Source organism: Sphingopyxis sp. (genome assembly GCF_036402335.1).
Taxonomy (GTDB): Bacteria; Pseudomonadota; Alphaproteobacteria; order Sphingomonadales; family Sphingomonadaceae; genus Sphingopyxis.
The window spans coordinates 1-15,203 of sequence record NZ_DASWTD010000198.1; the positions used below are offsets into that span (position 1 = coordinate 1).

Annotated in this window: 19 protein-coding genes; 4 read left to right on the forward strand and 15 right to left on the reverse strand. The window is 65.3% G+C overall.

Annotated features, from left to right (window positions below):
* Positions 1–234 precede the first annotated feature (234 nt).
* Genes VGD20_RS06225 through VGD20_RS06250 form a run of 6 tightly spaced genes read right to left on the reverse strand, consistent with a single transcriptional unit; the run spans position 235 to position 6,461 of the window.
* Complete coding sequence (locus VGD20_RS06225) at positions 235–2,013, reverse strand: SLC13 family permease (RefSeq protein ID WP_331133624.1); 1,779 nt, start codon at positions 2,011–2,013, stop codon at positions 235–237.
* A 7-nt stretch (positions 2,014–2,020) separates the two neighbouring features.
* On the reverse strand, positions 2,021–3,097 hold the full coding sequence (gene aroC, locus VGD20_RS06230) for a chorismate synthase (RefSeq protein ID WP_331133625.1): 1,077 nt from the start codon (positions 3,095–3,097) through the stop codon (positions 2,021–2,023).
* Between the two features lie 4 nt (positions 3,098–3,101).
* Entirely contained in the window at positions 3,102–3,632 is a 531-nt protein-coding gene (locus VGD20_RS06235; RefSeq protein WP_331133626.1) for an N-acetyltransferase, read from the reverse strand.
* Complete coding sequence (locus tag VGD20_RS06240; protein ID WP_331133627.1) at positions 3,625–4,452, reverse strand: SDR family oxidoreductase; 828 nt, start codon at positions 4,450–4,452, stop codon at positions 3,625–3,627. The genes VGD20_RS06235 and VGD20_RS06240 overlap by 8 nt, the downstream gene beginning before the upstream one ends.
* On the reverse strand, positions 4,449–5,528 hold the full coding sequence (locus tag VGD20_RS06245; RefSeq protein ID WP_331133628.1) for a YihY/virulence factor BrkB family protein: 1,080 nt from the start codon (positions 5,526–5,528) through the stop codon (positions 4,449–4,451). The genes VGD20_RS06240 and VGD20_RS06245 overlap by 4 nt, the downstream gene beginning before the upstream one ends.
* Before the next feature lie 3 nt (positions 5,529–5,531).
* Positions 5,532–6,461, reverse strand: coding sequence for a DnaJ C-terminal domain-containing protein (locus VGD20_RS06250; protein ID WP_331133641.1), 930 nt, complete (start codon positions 6,459–6,461; stop codon positions 5,532–5,534).
* Between the two features lie 133 nt (positions 6,462–6,594).
* Here VGD20_RS06250 and pdxH point away from each other — a divergent pair, with 133 nt between their 5' ends.
* Both pdxH and VGD20_RS06260 read left to right on the forward strand, forming a co-directional pair.
* Positions 6,595–7,173: a pyridoxamine 5'-phosphate oxidase gene (pdxH, locus tag VGD20_RS06255; protein ID WP_331133642.1), complete on the forward strand. Its 579-nt coding sequence runs from the start codon at positions 6,595–6,597 to the stop codon at positions 7,171–7,173.
* Positions 7,170–7,991 carry a PhzF family phenazine biosynthesis protein gene (locus tag VGD20_RS06260; protein ID WP_331133629.1) on the forward strand — a complete coding sequence of 274 codons (822 nt, stop codon included), beginning with the start codon at positions 7,170–7,172 and terminating at the stop codon, positions 7,989–7,991. The genes pdxH and VGD20_RS06260 overlap by 4 nt, the downstream gene beginning before the upstream one ends.
* Before the next feature lie 173 nt (positions 7,992–8,164).
* Here the strand turns inward: VGD20_RS06260 and VGD20_RS06265 are convergent, their stop codons facing one another.
* The gene (locus VGD20_RS06265) at positions 8,165–9,322 is read right to left on the reverse strand and encodes a serine hydrolase (RefSeq protein WP_331133630.1); all 1,158 of its coding nucleotides are present in this window, start codon (positions 9,320–9,322) and stop codon (positions 8,165–8,167) included.
* Here VGD20_RS06265 and VGD20_RS06270 point away from each other — a divergent pair.
* Complete coding sequence (locus VGD20_RS06270; protein WP_331133631.1) at positions 9,321–9,752, forward strand: hypothetical protein; 432 nt, start codon at positions 9,321–9,323, stop codon at positions 9,750–9,752. The genes VGD20_RS06265 and VGD20_RS06270 overlap by 2 nt on opposite strands.
* Positions 9,753–9,834: 82 nt before the next feature.
* Positions 9,835–10,149, forward strand: a complete 315-nt coding sequence (locus VGD20_RS06275; protein ID WP_331133632.1) for a hypothetical protein — start codon at positions 9,835–9,837, stop codon at positions 10,147–10,149.
* A gap of 10 nt (positions 10,150–10,159) precedes the next feature.
* Here VGD20_RS06275 and VGD20_RS06280 read toward each other — a convergent pair whose 3' ends face one another.
* The 8 genes from VGD20_RS06280 to VGD20_RS06315 all read right to left on the reverse strand — a co-directional run bounded on the left by VGD20_RS06280 (position 10,160) and on the right by VGD20_RS06315 (position 14,950).
* The gene (locus VGD20_RS06280; protein ID WP_331133633.1) at positions 10,160–10,417 is read right to left on the reverse strand and encodes a hypothetical protein; all 258 of its coding nucleotides are present in this window, start codon (positions 10,415–10,417) and stop codon (positions 10,160–10,162) included.
* A 4-nt stretch (positions 10,418–10,421) separates the two neighbouring features.
* Positions 10,422–11,207: an AraC family transcriptional regulator gene (locus VGD20_RS06285; RefSeq protein ID WP_331133634.1), complete on the reverse strand. Its 786-nt coding sequence runs from the start codon at positions 11,205–11,207 to the stop codon at positions 10,422–10,424.
* Positions 11,208–11,598: 391 nt separating this feature from the next.
* Positions 11,599–12,522, reverse strand: a complete 924-nt coding sequence (locus VGD20_RS06290; RefSeq protein ID WP_331133635.1) for an alpha/beta hydrolase — start codon at positions 12,520–12,522, stop codon at positions 11,599–11,601.
* An 82-nt stretch (positions 12,523–12,604) separates the two neighbouring features.
* On the reverse strand, positions 12,605–13,054 hold the full coding sequence (locus VGD20_RS06295; RefSeq protein ID WP_331133636.1) for a hypothetical protein: 450 nt from the start codon (positions 13,052–13,054) through the stop codon (positions 12,605–12,607).
* Positions 13,051–13,935, reverse strand: a complete 885-nt coding sequence (locus VGD20_RS06300) for a pirin family protein (protein ID WP_331133637.1) — start codon at positions 13,933–13,935, stop codon at positions 13,051–13,053. The genes VGD20_RS06295 and VGD20_RS06300 overlap by 4 nt, the downstream gene beginning before the upstream one ends.
* A complete protein-coding gene (locus VGD20_RS06305; protein ID WP_331133638.1) occupies positions 13,935–14,306 on the reverse strand; it encodes a cupin domain-containing protein in 372 nt (123 codons plus the stop codon). The genes VGD20_RS06300 and VGD20_RS06305 overlap by 1 nt, the downstream gene beginning before the upstream one ends.
* A complete protein-coding gene (locus VGD20_RS06310) occupies positions 14,303–14,662 on the reverse strand; it encodes a DUF2200 domain-containing protein (RefSeq protein WP_331133639.1) in 360 nt (119 codons plus the stop codon). Before VGD20_RS06310 ends, VGD20_RS06305 begins: the two co-directional genes overlap by 4 nt.
* Positions 14,663–14,668: 6 nt before the next feature.
* The gene (locus VGD20_RS06315) at positions 14,669–14,950 is read right to left on the reverse strand and encodes a BolA family protein (RefSeq protein WP_331133640.1); all 282 of its coding nucleotides are present in this window, start codon (positions 14,948–14,950) and stop codon (positions 14,669–14,671) included.
* Positions 14,951–15,203: the final 253 nt, after the last annotated feature.

The window sequence follows — 15,203 nt, forward strand, 5'->3', positions numbered from 1 at the left end:
CGTCGAAAGCGTGCTGAAGCTGCGTAGCCAGTAAGTGAAAGCTTCGCTGTCGGCGGGGACATATACCCGCACCAGATAGCCGGTGATGACCCCCAGGATCATCCCGATCAGAATATACAAAGTCAGGCGGTGGCCCATTAATCTACTCCCTGTTCCGCCTTGGGCGGATCCTTATGCGAGCGGAGGTAACAGGGTGATGCGCCGCGGGCAATCGCTGCCGGGCCTATCGCACGGTCATGGTGTCCAGAAGGCAAGCGCGGCGCAGCCTGCAACGCCCGTGAGGATGTTGAGCGGGACACCGATGCGCACGAAATCCATGAAGCGATAGTCGCCCGCGGCATAGACGAGCGTGTTCGTCTGGTAGCCGACCGGGGTCGCGAAACACGCCGACGCGCCGAGCATCAACGCGATGAGCAACGGCTGCGGGGCGACGCCCGTTGCCCCGGCGATCCCGATCACGAGCGGCCCCATCAGTGCCGCGACCGCATTGTTGCTCAGCAGTTCGGAGAGCAGCAAGGCCGAGAAATAGACGATTGCGATCACCGCCCAAGGCGGCGCGCCGGTCAGCACCGGCTCGAGTGCGCCGACCATCAGTGCGACCGAGCCCGCCTGTTCGAGCGCGGCGCCGACGGCGAGCATCGCGAAGATCAGGATGAGCACGTCGCCGTCGATACTGCCCCACGCCTCCGACGCATCGATGCAGCGGGTGAGCAGCACGATGCCGACGCCGATGAAGGCCGCGATGCCGATCGACATGATGCCCGTCGCCGAGAGCACGACGGCACTCGCCATCACAAGGATCGCGATCCATGCGCGGCGGCGGCGGAAGGCAGTGACTGACGCCATCGCCAGCCCGATCAGGTTGGGATTGTCGCGCAGCTGTCCGATATTCGCCTCGTCGGCGTCGATCAGCAGACGGTCGGCGGCGCGAATACGGTTTTCGGAGAGCGTCGGGCCGGGAAGATGGCGAAAGCGCGTAACCCCCAGAATGCGGACGCGCTGGCGCTGCAGGAAGGGAATTTCGGCGAGCGGCCGGTCGATCGAACGATGGCTCGGCGACACAGTGACTTCGACCACCGTCGACTCGCGTTCGGGACTGTCGCCGATGCCGATCGCGAAGCGCCGTTCGCTGCGGAGCGTCATCAAAGTCGCGCCATCGAGGCGCGCGACGATCCGGTTGCCCGCCGCAAGCCGGTGGTGGTGCGCGTCGGTCCCTGTGATCAGCCGTCCTCCCGCGATCACGCCGACGATCTGCGCCGGCGCGATCCCGAGGCTGGCGGCGTCGAGCGCCATATCGACCGCGGGATCATCGTCGCCGAGACCGAGTTCGGTGAGATAGAGCTGTTCCGCCCCGTCGGCCTTCTCGGCGATGCGCGGGTAATCCGATGGCAGGAAGCGCGCCATGATGAGCAGGCCGACGACGCCCGCCGCGGCAACCGCGAGGCCATAAGGGGTGATGCTGAACAGCCCGAAGGGCTCAAGCCCCGCTTGTTCGGCGATGCCCGAGACAACGAGGTTGGTCGAGGTGCCGATCAGGGTCAGGCAGCCGCCGAGCACCGCGATCACCGACAGCGGCATCAACAGTTTCTTGGGCGATACGCCGAGCGCCTCGGCAAGCCGGAAACAGACCGGCATCATCACCACGACGAACGGCGTGCTATTGATGAAACCCGACACGAGCAGGCCGCCGCCGAAGACCTCGATCACCGCAAGGCGCGGGTTTCGCTTGGCGCGGTCGACGACATAATTGCCGACCTTGTCGATCACCCCGGTGCGGATCAGCGCGCCCGACAGAATGAACATGGCGCCGACGGTGAGCGGCGCGCTGTTCGAAAAGACGCCAAAAGCGCCCTTTTCATCGAGCAAGCCGAGCGCGAGCATCGTGCCGGCACCCGCGACCGCGACCACCGAGGGCGAGAAGCGTTCCCAGACGAACGCCGCGAACATCCCCGCGAGCACGAGCAGGCCGATAACCGCCTTCTGCTCCGCGATAAATGCGGCGACGAAATTCACCAGGGCATCAGCCGTTTTGTGCCCTGTGCAGCAATTTATGGTCGGCGAGGACGAGCGCCATCATCGCCTCGACCACCGGCGCGCCGCGGATACCGACGCACGGGTCGTGGCGGCCCTTGGTGACGATGTCGGTCGCCTCGCCCGCCTTGTTGATCGTCGGCACGGGGGTGAGGATCGAACTCGTCGGCTTGAAGGCGACGCGTACGACGACGGGCTGGCCGGTCGAAATGCCGCCCGCGATGCCGCCGGCGTTGTTCGACAGGAAATCGGGGCGGTTGCTGCCGTCGGTCGCGGGTCGCATCGGATCGGCATTTTCCTCACCGCGCAGCCGCGCCGCGTGGAATCCGGCGCCGATCTCGACGCCCTTCACCGCATTGATCCCCATCATCGCGGCGGCAAGATCGCTGTCGAGCTTCGCATAGATGGGGGCGCCCCAGCCGGCGGGAACACCGCTCGCGGCGCATTCGATCACCGCGCCGAGCGAACTGCCCGATTTGCGGGCAGCGTCCATCAGCCCTTCCCAGCGCTGCGCCGCAGCGGGATCGGGGCAGAAAAAGGGATTGCGATCAATCTCTTCGAGGTCGAAGTTCGCAGGGTCGATCGCATCGCCGCCGATCTCGGCGACCCATGCATGGATCTGAACCTCGGGGATCACGAGCCGCGCGACGCCGCCCGCGGCGACGCGCGCCGCGGTCTCGCGCGCGCTCGACCGGCCACCGCCGCGATAGTCGCGGATGCCGTATTTGGCGTCATAGGCGTAATCCGCATGACCGGGGCGATACGCCTGCGCGATCTCGCCATAATCCTTCGAGCGCTGGTCGACATTCTCGATCATCAGGCTGATCGGCGTGCCCGTGGTCTTGCCCTCGAAAGTCCCCGACAGGATGCGCACCTGATCGGGTTCCTGCCGCTGCGTCGTATGGCGCGACTGGCCGGGGCGGCGCTTGTCGAGATAGGGCTGGATGTCGGCTTCGGACAAAGACAGGCGCGGCGGGCAGCCGTCGACGACAGCACCAAGCGCGGGACCGTGGCTTTCCCCCCATGTGGTGAAGCGAAGAACGCGTCCGAAGCTGTTGAAACTCATTGCCCTATCCCATCCGGCCGAATGCGGGTGCATAGTCCGCGCGTCCGCCTAGCGGCCAAGCCGCGCCCGAGTCCAGCATCATCGCCATGAAATGCGGCCCGGCGAACGGTGAGGCGAAGCGCGCCGCGAGTTCGGGCGAATAGCCGAAGCGGGGATAATAGCTTTGGTGGCCGAGAACGAAGCCGATCGTGGTGCCCTGTTCGCGAAGCGCGCCCAGGCCGGCGCGGATCAGGGCATCGCCGATGCCCTGCCCTTGCCGTTCGGGCACGACCGACACCGGACCTAGACCGGCGCCCGAGAGCGGGGCGCCATCGGCTTCGACATCCATGCGGCTGAACAGCACATGCCCGACGACCGCGCCGCGCCGTTCGGCAACGAGCGATACCAACGCGTCGCCGTCCTCACCGATCATCCGCACCAGTTCGGCTTCGCCCTGATGGCCGAATTCGGTTCCGGCGAAGGCGGCGCGAATAACGCTGTCGATCGCCTCGGCATCCGCCGCCGTCGCGGCGCGGATGCCGACATCTTCAGACAAGCGAAATGTCCGGAGCGTCTTCCTGTTTCATGCCGACGGTGTGGTAGCCCGCATCGACGTGGTGCGTTTCGCCCGTCACGCCCGACGACAGGTCGCTCAGCAGATAGAGCGCCGAGCCGCCGACGTCGTCGATCGTGACGTTGCGGCGGAGCGGGGCGTTGTGCTCGTTCCATTTCAGGATCAGGCGGAAGTCGCCGATGCCCGACGCCGCCAGCGTCTTGATCGGCCCGGCCGAGATCGCATTCACACGCACACCCTGCGGACCATAATCGTTTGCGAGATATTTGACGCTCGTCTCGAGCGCCGACTTGGCGACCCCCATGACGTTGTAATGCGGAATCACCTTTTCGGCGCCGTAATAGCTGAGGGTAAGCAGCGCCCCGCCGCCCTTGCCCGTTTCGGGATCGAACGGCGTCATCATCGCCGCGGCGCGCTTGGCGACCGCGGTGAAGCTGTAGACGCTGATATTCATCGTCATCAGGAAGTCGTCGAGCGTCACGTCGGCATAATGGCCGCGCAGCGCTTCCTTGTTGGTATAGCCGATCGCATGGACCACGAAGTCGATCGTCGGCCAGCGCGCCGCGAGCGCCCCGAACGCGGCATCGAGATTGTCCATATCGGCGACGTCGCAGTCGATCAGGAAATCGCAGCCGAGATCGTCGGCGAGCGGCTTCACGCGCTTCAGCATCACATCGCCCTGATAGGAAATCGCAAGCTCGGCGCCGTGCGCGTGCAGCGCCTTGGCAATGCCCCATGCGAGCGACTTGTCGTTCGCGAGGCCCATGATCAACCCGCGCTTGCCAGTCATCAGACCCGTCATTTTTCGTCTCCGGTCTTTTTTATAATCACATCGTCGACGCGCCCAATAGCGTCGTGGCCCAAATCCTCAACCTCTACCAAAGCGGCATTGAGTTCGGCGCCCATCACCATACCCAATCCGACGAGGTAGAAAAAGAAGAGCGCGATCATGACGCCCGCAAGGCTGCCGTAAGTCGCGTCATAGCTGAGCAGGCTGGCGAGCAAAGGTGGCAGCGCAAGTGTCACGCCAACCCACCAGAGAGTCGTGAACAGCGCGCCGGGCCATTTCGGGCAGTTCTTGAGGCGGCGATATTTGGACGGGGTCAGGCTGTAGAACAGCATGTAGATGGCCAGAAACAGGCCGAACCCCGACACCCCGCGCGAAATCAGGACAACGCCGAACGACTGATATTTCTCGGGCAGCACGCGCGTAACAAATTGTTCTACGCCGACGATCAGCACCTGCATGCTGAACGACAGCAGCATCAGCACGACCGCGCCGGTGATGATGCCGATCGACAGCAGGCGGTAGTGGAAGAAACCCTTGGAAAAATGCGTGCCATAGGCACGGCGGAGGATGTCGCGCACGGTTTCGATCAGGCTGCCGACGGTCCACAGCGCGACGAGCGCGCCGAGCCACAGGAAGATGCCGGTGCGCGCGGTCATGACTTCGCGGATCGGACCCGACAGCGCCTTGGCGACGGTCGGCGGCATGGTCGAAAAGACCGCTTCGATCGCCTCCTCGCCGCCGACGCTGCCGCCGAAGATCGACAGTGCCGCGGCGAGCAGGATGAAGAAGGGAAAGAGCGCGATCAGCGCGAGATAGGCCAGATTGCCCGCGTGAATGAAGCCGTCGGTATAGGTGCCGACGACAACGCGCCGGACGATATGAAAGGCACGCGTACCGGGACCCAGCGTCTGCCGGCCGCGGGCGAGCACCCCCTCGGCGCGCGCGCGCAGCTTGACGCGCTTGGCGCGTTCGGCGCGCGCTTCGGGCGAATGCGGCGAATGGCCTTCGGCCAGGAATTCCTTGCCGACCTCGTCGGCGACCTCGCGCTCGAGCGCGGCGACGATCTTCTGGTCCCTGGCTTCAGCCACGGATCACACGCCAAGCTCCGCCCGCACGTCGCGCGGATCGGTCCATTCGCTGAGCAGCTTGATCAGCGCCTCGTCGTCGGCGGGCAGGTCGACCATCAGCCGCACCAGCTGGTCGCCGCGGCCGCCGCTCTTCTGGCTGAAGCCCTTGCCCTTGAGGCGCATGACCTTGCCCGACGACGAGCCGGCGGGGATCGACAGCATCACCGGACCATCGACGGTCGGCACCTTGATCTTCGCGCCCTTGACCGCCTCATTCAGCGTCACCGGCAGGTCGAGGCGGATATTGGCGCCCTCGCGTTCGTAAAAGGGGTGGTCCTTGACGGTGATCGTCACGATGCCGTCGCCGGTGCCGCCCGGGCCCGCCTGCCCCTTGCCGGCGAGGCGCATCTGGGTACCGGTTTCGACGCCGGCGGGCAATTTCAGGTCAATCGTCGCGCCGTCGGCGAGAGCGATGCGCTGCGGCGCCTGCGTCGCGGCGTCGATGAAGGACACCGACAGGCGATAGGCGACATTGGCGCCCTTGGGGGGTGGTCCGCTGCGTCCGCCGAAACCGCCGAACGGGCCGCTGTTGCCGCCACCGCGACCACCGAACAGCCCTTCGAAAATATCGCCAAAATCGGCGCTCTCGTTGCCGAAACCGCTGAACCCGCCGGGGCCGCTGCGCTGGTCGCCGCGGAAACCGCCGCCGCCATAGCCGAACGGCATCGCGGGATTACCCTCGCCATCGATCTCGCCGCGGTCGAACTGCGCGCGCTTGGTCTTGTCCGACAGGATGTCATACGCCTTCGTCACGTCGGAGAATTTCTCCGACGCCTTCGGGTTGTCCTTGTTCTTGTCAGGGTGCAGTTCCTTGGCGAGCTTGCGATAGGCGGACTTGATTTCCGCTTCGCTCGCACTCTTCGTAACGCCCAGGGTGGAATAGGGATCGGCCATCATGCTCCTGTAGCCCGATAAATGTCCGGGCGTGAAGGCCCGATTGCGCGTCGATGTGGTAATGCCCTGCAAAACGGTCAAGTTCCCGATAAGCCGCTCGACCATGCAGGCGGCGCGCATTATGACCGCGCGGATGAGCGACGATCCCTTTTCCCTGTTCGATAGCTGGTTCGCCGAAGCGCGCGCGAGCGAGCCCAATGACGCCAATGCGATGGCGCTCGCGACGACGACGAGCGACGGACGTCCGTCGCTGCGCATGGTCTTGCTCAAGGGCCATGGCCCCGACGGGTTCGTCTTTTACACCAACCTCGACAGCCGCAAGGGCGGCGAACTGGCGGCGAACCCGCATGTCGCGCTGCTCTTCCACTGGAAATCGCTGCGGCGGCAGGTCCGCATCGAGGGCGCGGTGACCCCCGTCGACGATGCGACCGCCGATGCCTATTTCGCGACGCGCAGCCGCGACAGCCAGCTCGGGGCATGGGCGAGCGACCAGTCGCGGCCGCTCGACGATCGTGCGACATTCGAGGCGCGTTTTGCGGCAATGGAAGCGCGCTTCGCGGGCCAGGACGTACCGCGCCCGCCGCGCTGGTCGGGCTGGCGCGTTAATCCTTCGGCGATCGAGTTTTGGCAGGATCGCGCACACCGGCTGCACGAACGCACCCTGTTCCGGCGCGTTGGCACCGGCTGGACGAAAGGATTGCTGTTTCCATGAGCGCACCCCGCCGCCTTCCGATCACGCAGGTCGACGCCTTTGCCGACCGCCCGTTCACCGGCAACCCCGCCGCGGTAATGCCGCTCGAGGAATGGCTCGACGACGCCACGCTGCAGGCGATCGCGGCCGAGAATAATCTCGCCGAAACCGCCTTCCTTGTCCCCGACGAAAGCGACGAGGCCGATTACGAGCTACGCTGGTTCACCCCGACGATCGAGGTCGCGCTGTGCGGCCATGCGACGCTCGCGAGCGGGCATGTCCTGCTGTCGGCGGCGCAGTGGCGCAGCGACATGCATTTCCGCACGCGCAAGGCCGGCCGCCTGACGGTTGCGCGTAACGGCGACGACGACGAGGGCTATCGCATGAAGCTGCCCGCCTATCGCCCCGGCGCAAAACCGATGCCCGACATCGTACGCGCGATGGGCGGCAATGTGGTCGAGACGCTATGGCACGACGGTGGCTACGCGCTGATCGTCTATCGCAGCGCCGAAGAGGTTCGTGCACTGACGCCCGATCTGGCCGCGCTCGGCGATGGCGATATCCTGTACATCGCGACCGCGCCGGGGACGGGCGATCCGTCGGGCGCCGACGTGGTCAGCCGCGCGTTCGCCCCCGGCGCCGGCATCCCCGAGGACCCGGTGACCGGCTCGGCGCATAGCGTGCTGACGCCTTACTGGACGACGCGCCTCGGCCGCGATCAGTTCGCCGCCTATCAGGCGAGCGCACGCGGCGGCCATGTCGGCTGCCGCCTCGATGGTGACATGGTCGAACTCACCGGCACCTGCGTCACGACGGTGGTGGGCGACTTTCTCTTGTAAGGCGGAGGCTTGTCGGTTTGCGACCGGGAGCTGCCACTATAGAACGTCGCCCCCGCGAAGGCGGGGGCCGCTGGAGAAGTAGCGTAAGGCCGACAACGGCCCCCGCCTTCGCGGGGGCGACGGATTGTTCGAACGCCCGCTCCCCACCCCAAAACGAGCATCCGACCTGCGCCTCAAAGCGCCGCCGTCAAATCGGCGAGATGGCGGCGGAGCGCCGGGAACTGATCGTCCTTGGTGACGCCCAGCCGCACGATCGTCAGCCGCTGCGATGGCGAGACGATGATATATTGCCCTTGGTGACCGATGCAGGCGAACAGGTCGTTCGGACCGCGATCGGGCCATAGCGCCGGCTGTGCGCCCGCCGGGCGCCGGCGGTTGAGCCAGATGTGCCCGCCATAGCCCGCATCGTTCGCCGATGGCGTCAGCATGAATTTCATCCAGGTTTCGGGGAGCAGCCGCTGGCCGTTCACGACGCCATGGTTGCGCAGGAACTCACCGAACTTTGCATAGTCGCGCGCGGTCGCGTGCATGATCGACCCGCCGATCATCGTTCCGTGCGCGTCATATTCGGGCGTCAGGCTGGCCATCCCGAGCGGCTCGATCAACCGCCCGCCGATGAAATCGCGCATCGCATCGCGGCGTGCGTCGGGATTCTGCGACGGAGTCAGCGTGTCGGCGATGATGTCGGACAGGATGACGCTCGTCGCCGAACTATAATTGAAAATTTCGTCGGGCTGTGCCGCCGCGGGTTTCGCTTCGGCAAAGCCCGCCATGTCCCCGGCGGCGCTGCCGAACAACATCGTGACGGTATCGCCCTGCCATACCGGATCGCCATTTTCGACATGCTCGAGCCCCGACGACATGTGGAGCAGGTGTTTGAGCGTGATCGCGCCGCGCGGGTCGCCGCTACGCTGCCACGCCTCGACCGGAGCGGGTCCGTCGAGCGACAATTGGCCGTCGGCGACAAGGAAACCGGCGAGCACTGCGGTAATGCTTTTGGCCATCGACCAGCTGATCAGCTTCGATTCGGGACCAAAGCCTGCGGCGTAGCGTTCGTAAATCGGCTCGCCGTCGCGCAGCACGAGGAGCGCGCGTGTTTGCCCCACATCGTCGGCGTCGGTGAACAGGGCATCGGCATGTGCACGGATCGCCGCGGGCAGCGCGGGCAGCGGCTGCGGCGTATCGACCGCCGCGACGCTGTCGAGCGACGCCCCGAATTTGGGCGCCGGCGATGCGGGCGCCATACTCCCCTGCCCCGCCGCCTGGCTCAGCGACCATATACCGAGCGCCGCGAGGGCGGCACTTGCCAGCAGCCGTTTTTTCGTGATCATGGCACGGGTGAATAACATCAATCCGACCGGTCCTTCAACGGGCGAGACACCGGCCGCCGCGCCGCCAGCCCCGAATCCCGCGCCGCCACCCGTACAGAAGCCGAAGAAGCCCGGCCGATGGGGCGGTTGCCTGCCGTGGGTGCTGGTTCTGGGAGTGCTGCTGGCGATCTTCGCGATCTGGAAATTCCCGTCGTTCAAGGCGCAGGCCGAACTTGGGTCCGCCTATGCCGCGCGCGTCGGCTGTTCGTGCCGCTATGTGCAGGGGCGCAGCCTCGAAAGCTGCCAGAGCGATTTCGAACCCGGAATGGAGATGGTGTCGCTGAGCGAGGACCCGGCGACGAAGACGGTAACCGGCAGCGTCCCGTTGCTCGCGTCGCGCAGCGCGCGTTACGCGGGCGCCAGCGGTTGCCTGCTACGCCCCGAAAATTAGGGCCATGCGGGGAACATCTTCCCGATCCAAGGCGTTTTGCAGACCGGAAATCAACCCTTTGGTTTTCCAGAAGGAGACCGGAATGAAGCGCCACCTTCTTTTGGCAGCCCTGGCCGGATCATCGCTATGCCTCGCCGACGCCGCCTTGGCACAATGGCTGGAGCCCCAGCTCGACGCGCAGCGCTGGGCCAATCTCCGCAAGCATCAGCAGGAACAGGCGAAGAAAGCGGCCGAGCAGCGCAAACGCGGCGGCAGCGTGGATAGCAAGCCGGTCACGCTGGCCGAGCGGCAGGCCGCGTGGTCGCGGAACAAGAGCGAATATCGCCGGCGCATGCTGCGCGACGGGCAGGCAAGCGCGGATCGCTGGCTCGACACCATAGTCCGCGCGAACCGATAAGGCCGCCCGCTCAGCGGCGCGCGTCGGCCCCGAAACGCGCGGCGAAAAGCGCAACCGCCGCCGGCACTCCGAACACGATCACTCCGATCCCGGCCTCCACGCTCCAGCTGTAACCCGCGTGGAGCACGCCGACGAGCAGGTTACCGACCGATACGATCAGCCATAGCAGCAGGAACCAGCGCGTCGCGCGCGCCGGATCGCGAAGGGCCAGACGCAGGACGATCAGGAGCGCGAGTCCCGCAAGCAACATCACGGCCGTGTGCGACATATCGCTACTCCTCCTCCCAAGGTGCCGGGACGATAGCCGAGGCATGGCGACGGCGCCACTCGCCCGGCGACATACCGAGCTTGCGCCGGAAAATGGCACACAGATGCGCGTGGCTGGAAAAGCCGGTCGCAAAGGCGATCTCGGCGACCGAAAGCGGCCGGTTCATCAGGAACCAGCATGCGCGCCGCAGCCGCTGGCGCAGCATATATTGCGCCGGCGTGTAGCCGGTCGCACGCGCGAAATGGGCGATCAGACTGTTAACCGACATTCCGGCCTGTGCCGCCATCTCGTCGACCGACAGCGACACTTCGAGCCGGGTCTGGATGAACGCCATCAGGTCGTTGATGCGCTGGATTATCGCGGGCGATTCGGGCCGTCCCGCCATCCCGTCGAGCGTCTTGCCAAGGATCGTGATCAGAGGGTCGGCGGCGGCCGCGTCGCCGGCAAGCAACGCCCGGACAAGTGCCGCAAGCGTCAGGTCGTAATGCGCCGCGAGTGCACGGGTGTCGGGCGCGATCGTCAGCCGGGCTGCAGGGATTTCCACCTCGACATAGCGGACGGCGCCGCCCTTCGCCTCGCCGTGATAGCGATGACCGGCGGGCGCCAGCCACATTTCGCCCGGCAAGGGATCGCCGAGCGATGTCCGCCGTCCGTCGAGCCAAGTCTCGAGCCAGTGATAGCTTCCCGCCTCATACAGGTAGAGCGCATGGACATCGCGTTCGATTATCCAGCTAGAAGGGCCATCGATCCGGTCCACGATCGAGGCGACCTTGAGTCCACCCACATTCATGGCCCGATTATGGCAAGTATGGGAGAATCTGAAAGCCTGCTATGTTTACGAATTATATGGTTAAATCGCCGCTTCAAAATCCCGGATCGTATATGATTGCCGGGGAAAAACAGTTGCGGACAAGATCATATGTGCGCGCTGCGCACAGCAACCCAGACCCCCCCCAAGGCGGGCGGCAACAGGCCGCCCGCCACTTTTTTTGGCTGCAGCTTGCAGGTCCGAAATGACGGCTTTCGATCGGAAGCTGCCGATAGGGATGTGCACCCCGGCGAAAGCCGGGGCCCAGAATTCTAACGCGAACTTGGCGTGCTACCGCATGGGCCCCGGCTTTCGCCGGGGTGCACAAAAGGGACAACTCCCCACCCCAATGCAGATCGTTTGGGGGTAGCTCTCAGGTTTCGGCAAGAAACTCGTCCATCGCGGCATTAACAGCATCGGGTGCATCCCACGGTACAAAATGGCCGCAATCGGGAACCTGGACGATCGTCACGCCGGGGACCAGATCCTCCATACCGTCAAGGTTGCACGGCGGCAGCGCGACATCGTCGAGCGCCCAGATGACGAGGGTCGGGATCGCGAGTTTCGGGAAGGGCATCGCGGGCGGGTCGGCATAGGGCTCATCCATCGCGGGCACGTTGATCGTCGAGCCGCGATACCAGTTGATCATCCCGCGGCAGGCGTCGCGATCCTCCCAATCCTTGAGCAGCCGCCCGATCTCGTCGGCGGGCTGGAGCCCGCCGCTCGGCACGCGCCCGGCAAAGGCATGCGCGAGGATACCGGCGATGCCATGCTCCTCGATGATGCTGTCGCTCGCCGGGTCGCGGAAGGTGCGGATATATTGGCTTGCGGCGCGCTGCTCGGGATTATTGGCGACGAGGCGCTGGAAGATCGCAGGGTGCGGCGCATTGGCAATGACCGCGCGCGTGACTCGGCCCGCCCAGGCAGGGTGCAGGCCGCCCGGCTGGCCGCCAAGCGCGACGCCCCACGCGATCGCCCCGCCCCAGTCGTGGCCGACGATCGTGAACTCGCCAACACCCAGCGCATCGGCAAGCGCAAAGATATCGGCGATCAGCTTGTCCGGAGTGTAGGATTCGGCATCCTGCGGCTTCGACGATCCGCGATAACCGCGCTGATCGGGCGCAATGCAGCGAAAGCGGTCGGCGAAATGCGGCAACTGGTGGCGCCAGGTGCGGTGCGATTCGGGAAAACCGTGGAGGAAGATGAGCACCGGCGCGTCGCGCGGGCCCATGTCGACGACGTCGAGTTCGACCCCGGTCGAAAGCTTGACACGCTGTTGTTCGAAATCGCCGATCATCGATACCGCTCCTTTGGTTTCTTTTCGAAACCAATCTGGCGGGGATCGGCGCGGCTGGCAAGCTGCAAGAAATGGCGGGCGATTATTCGCGCGGCGTCATGTTCGCCTCGTCCTGCGGCAGCGTCTTGAAGATCGGCCATTCACGCATGTCGCCGCCGCTGCGGCACCGGTGCGACGCCAACTCTTCCTCGCCGCGGAGCACCGTCAGCCCCCCGTAGAAGCTTTCGCCCGTGCTGCCTTCCTCGGTCATCCCCATGCTCGGCGCCGACCAATGGGCGTAGACGACATAATTATACTCGCCGCTGACGAAACGCAGCGTCTGGTCTTCGGCACGCGGATAGAGCGTGCGGTGATAGAAGACGCGGTTGCTTGGGCCATCGGCGACGATCCGCAGCTCGGCTTTCGCCCTGGTGCCGTATCGATAGACGAGCGCGTCGCCCTGCTGGGTGACGGTCAGCTGCTTGGCACCAAAGCTGCACTCGAATACCGGTTCGGGGGTCGCGGCGAGCGTCAGCGCGAGCAGCAGGCTCACGGATAGCTCACCGTTTTCGGCACTTCGGGGATCGGGATGAACTCCTCGCTGTCGCCCGGGACGAGCGGGAATTTGCGATCCTTCCACTCCTGCTTCGCCTCGTTAATCCGCTCGCGCGACGAACTCACGAAATTCCACCAGACGTGGCGCGGCGTCGTGAACGCCTCGCCGCCGAGCAGCATGACGCGCGCGTCGGTCTCGGCGCGCAGCGTCATCGCCTGCCCCGGCTGGAGGATATAGAGGCTCGACCGCTCGAGCCGCTCGCCGTCGAGGCTCGCGTCGCCCAGCGCCACAAGGATCGCGCGCTCGTCGGCCTCGGCATCGATCGGCAGGCTGGCGCCCGCGTTCATCAGGATGTCGGCATAGATGGTCGCGCTATGCTGCGTCGTCGGCGCATTCACGCCCCACAGGCTACCCATGACGACGCGCGCCGAGACATTGCCGTCCTCGACGAGCGGCAGCCTGTCGGCGGGCACATGCTCGAACGCCGGGTCGATCTCTTCCTTGCCGTCGGGCAGCGCGAGCCACGTCTGCATGCCCGAGATCGGCGAGCCGCTGGCGCGCTCGGCCGGCGGCGTGCGCTCCGAATGGACGATGCCGCGCCCCGCGGTCATCAGGTTGCACGCGCCGGGGCGGATCGTCGCATAATTGCCGAGGCTGTCGCGATGATCGATCGCGCCCTCGAACAAATAGGTCAGCGTCGACAGGTTGATATGCGGGTGCGGGCGCACATCCATCCCCTGCCCGATGTCGAAATGCGCCGGGCCGAACTGGTCGACGAAGATGAACGGGCCGACCATCGTCCGTGCCTTGTTCGGCAAGGTGCGGCGCACGTCGAACGCGCCAATGTCGTGGGTCGAGGGGGTGATGACGGTGAACATCAGTCGAGCCTTTCCAGCGTCTTTTTCGTCTTTTCGGTTTCGACATTGCCGGTGTTCAGCGTCGAACCCGGTTCGAGCAGCAGCACATGGCATTCGCCATCCAGCGCCTCTGGGCAGTGCTCGGTGCCATGCGGGACGATGATGAATTCGCCGGGCTCGACGATCACATCGCCGGTTCTGAGCCCCATCTTCATCCGCCCCGCGACGACGAGGAACAGTTCATCCTCGACCTCATGATGGTGCCAGTCGAACCGGCCGTCGAACTTCACCAGCTTGACCTGGAAATTGTTGATGTCGCCCGCGACGCGCGGATTCCAGTGATCGTGGAAGGTCGCGAAGGCTTCGGCGAGGTTCACCTTGGCGGCGGTCATGGTGCGGGGGTCCGCAAGATCTTGTCCATCGCTTTTCCCTTGGCAAGTTCGTCGATCAGCTTGTCGAGATAACGAATCTCGCGCATCAGCGGCTCGGCGATCTCCTCGACGCGGATACCGCAGATGACGCCCTTGATCTGGTCGCGCGCGACGTTCAGCGCGGGCGCATCGCCATAAAATCCCTTGAGGTCGGTCTTCGCTTCGATCTGCGCATCGAGTGCTTTCTGGTCATAGCCGGTCAGCCAGCGGATAATCTCGTCGACCTCGGCCTTCGTCCGCCCCTTGCGCTCCGCCTTGGCGACATAATGCGGATAGACGCTCGCAAAGCTGTACCCATAGACGCGATGCTCGCTCATGCCCGATCACCCTTCGCCCGGTGCGGTCGCCTTGATCGCGAGGGCGTGGACGCGCTGTCCCGGCAGGTCACCGAGCGCCTTGTTCACCGCACGCTGGCGCGCGACGCGATTCTGGCCGGCAAAGCCCGCCCATTCGATGGTCAGGCTGAAATGCGATTCGCCGCTGCCGTCGTCGCCCATATGGCCGTGATGGCTGGCGCTGTCGTTGCTGAGGACGAAATTCGCGTCGGGAAAGGCTGCGCCGAGCAGGCTTTCCATCTCTTGCTGTACCGGGCCTTTGTTGCTCATGGGGTTGACCATAAGCGCTCCATCGCCAAATTATAAGGCCTCCCAAAGATCGGGTTCCACCCTTCGATTCCGAAAGCCTATCGTGCCGTCTTCCGCTCGCCCCACCCGTTTTCATGGCCGCGTCCCGCGCGAAGCCCCCTGCGCCGCGCCCGGGTGCCATGAGCCCGGCGAATTCCGCGCGCCAATGGCGTGGACGCGCTGTCCCGGCAGGTCACCGAGCGCCTTGTTCACCGCACGCTGGCGCGCGACGCGA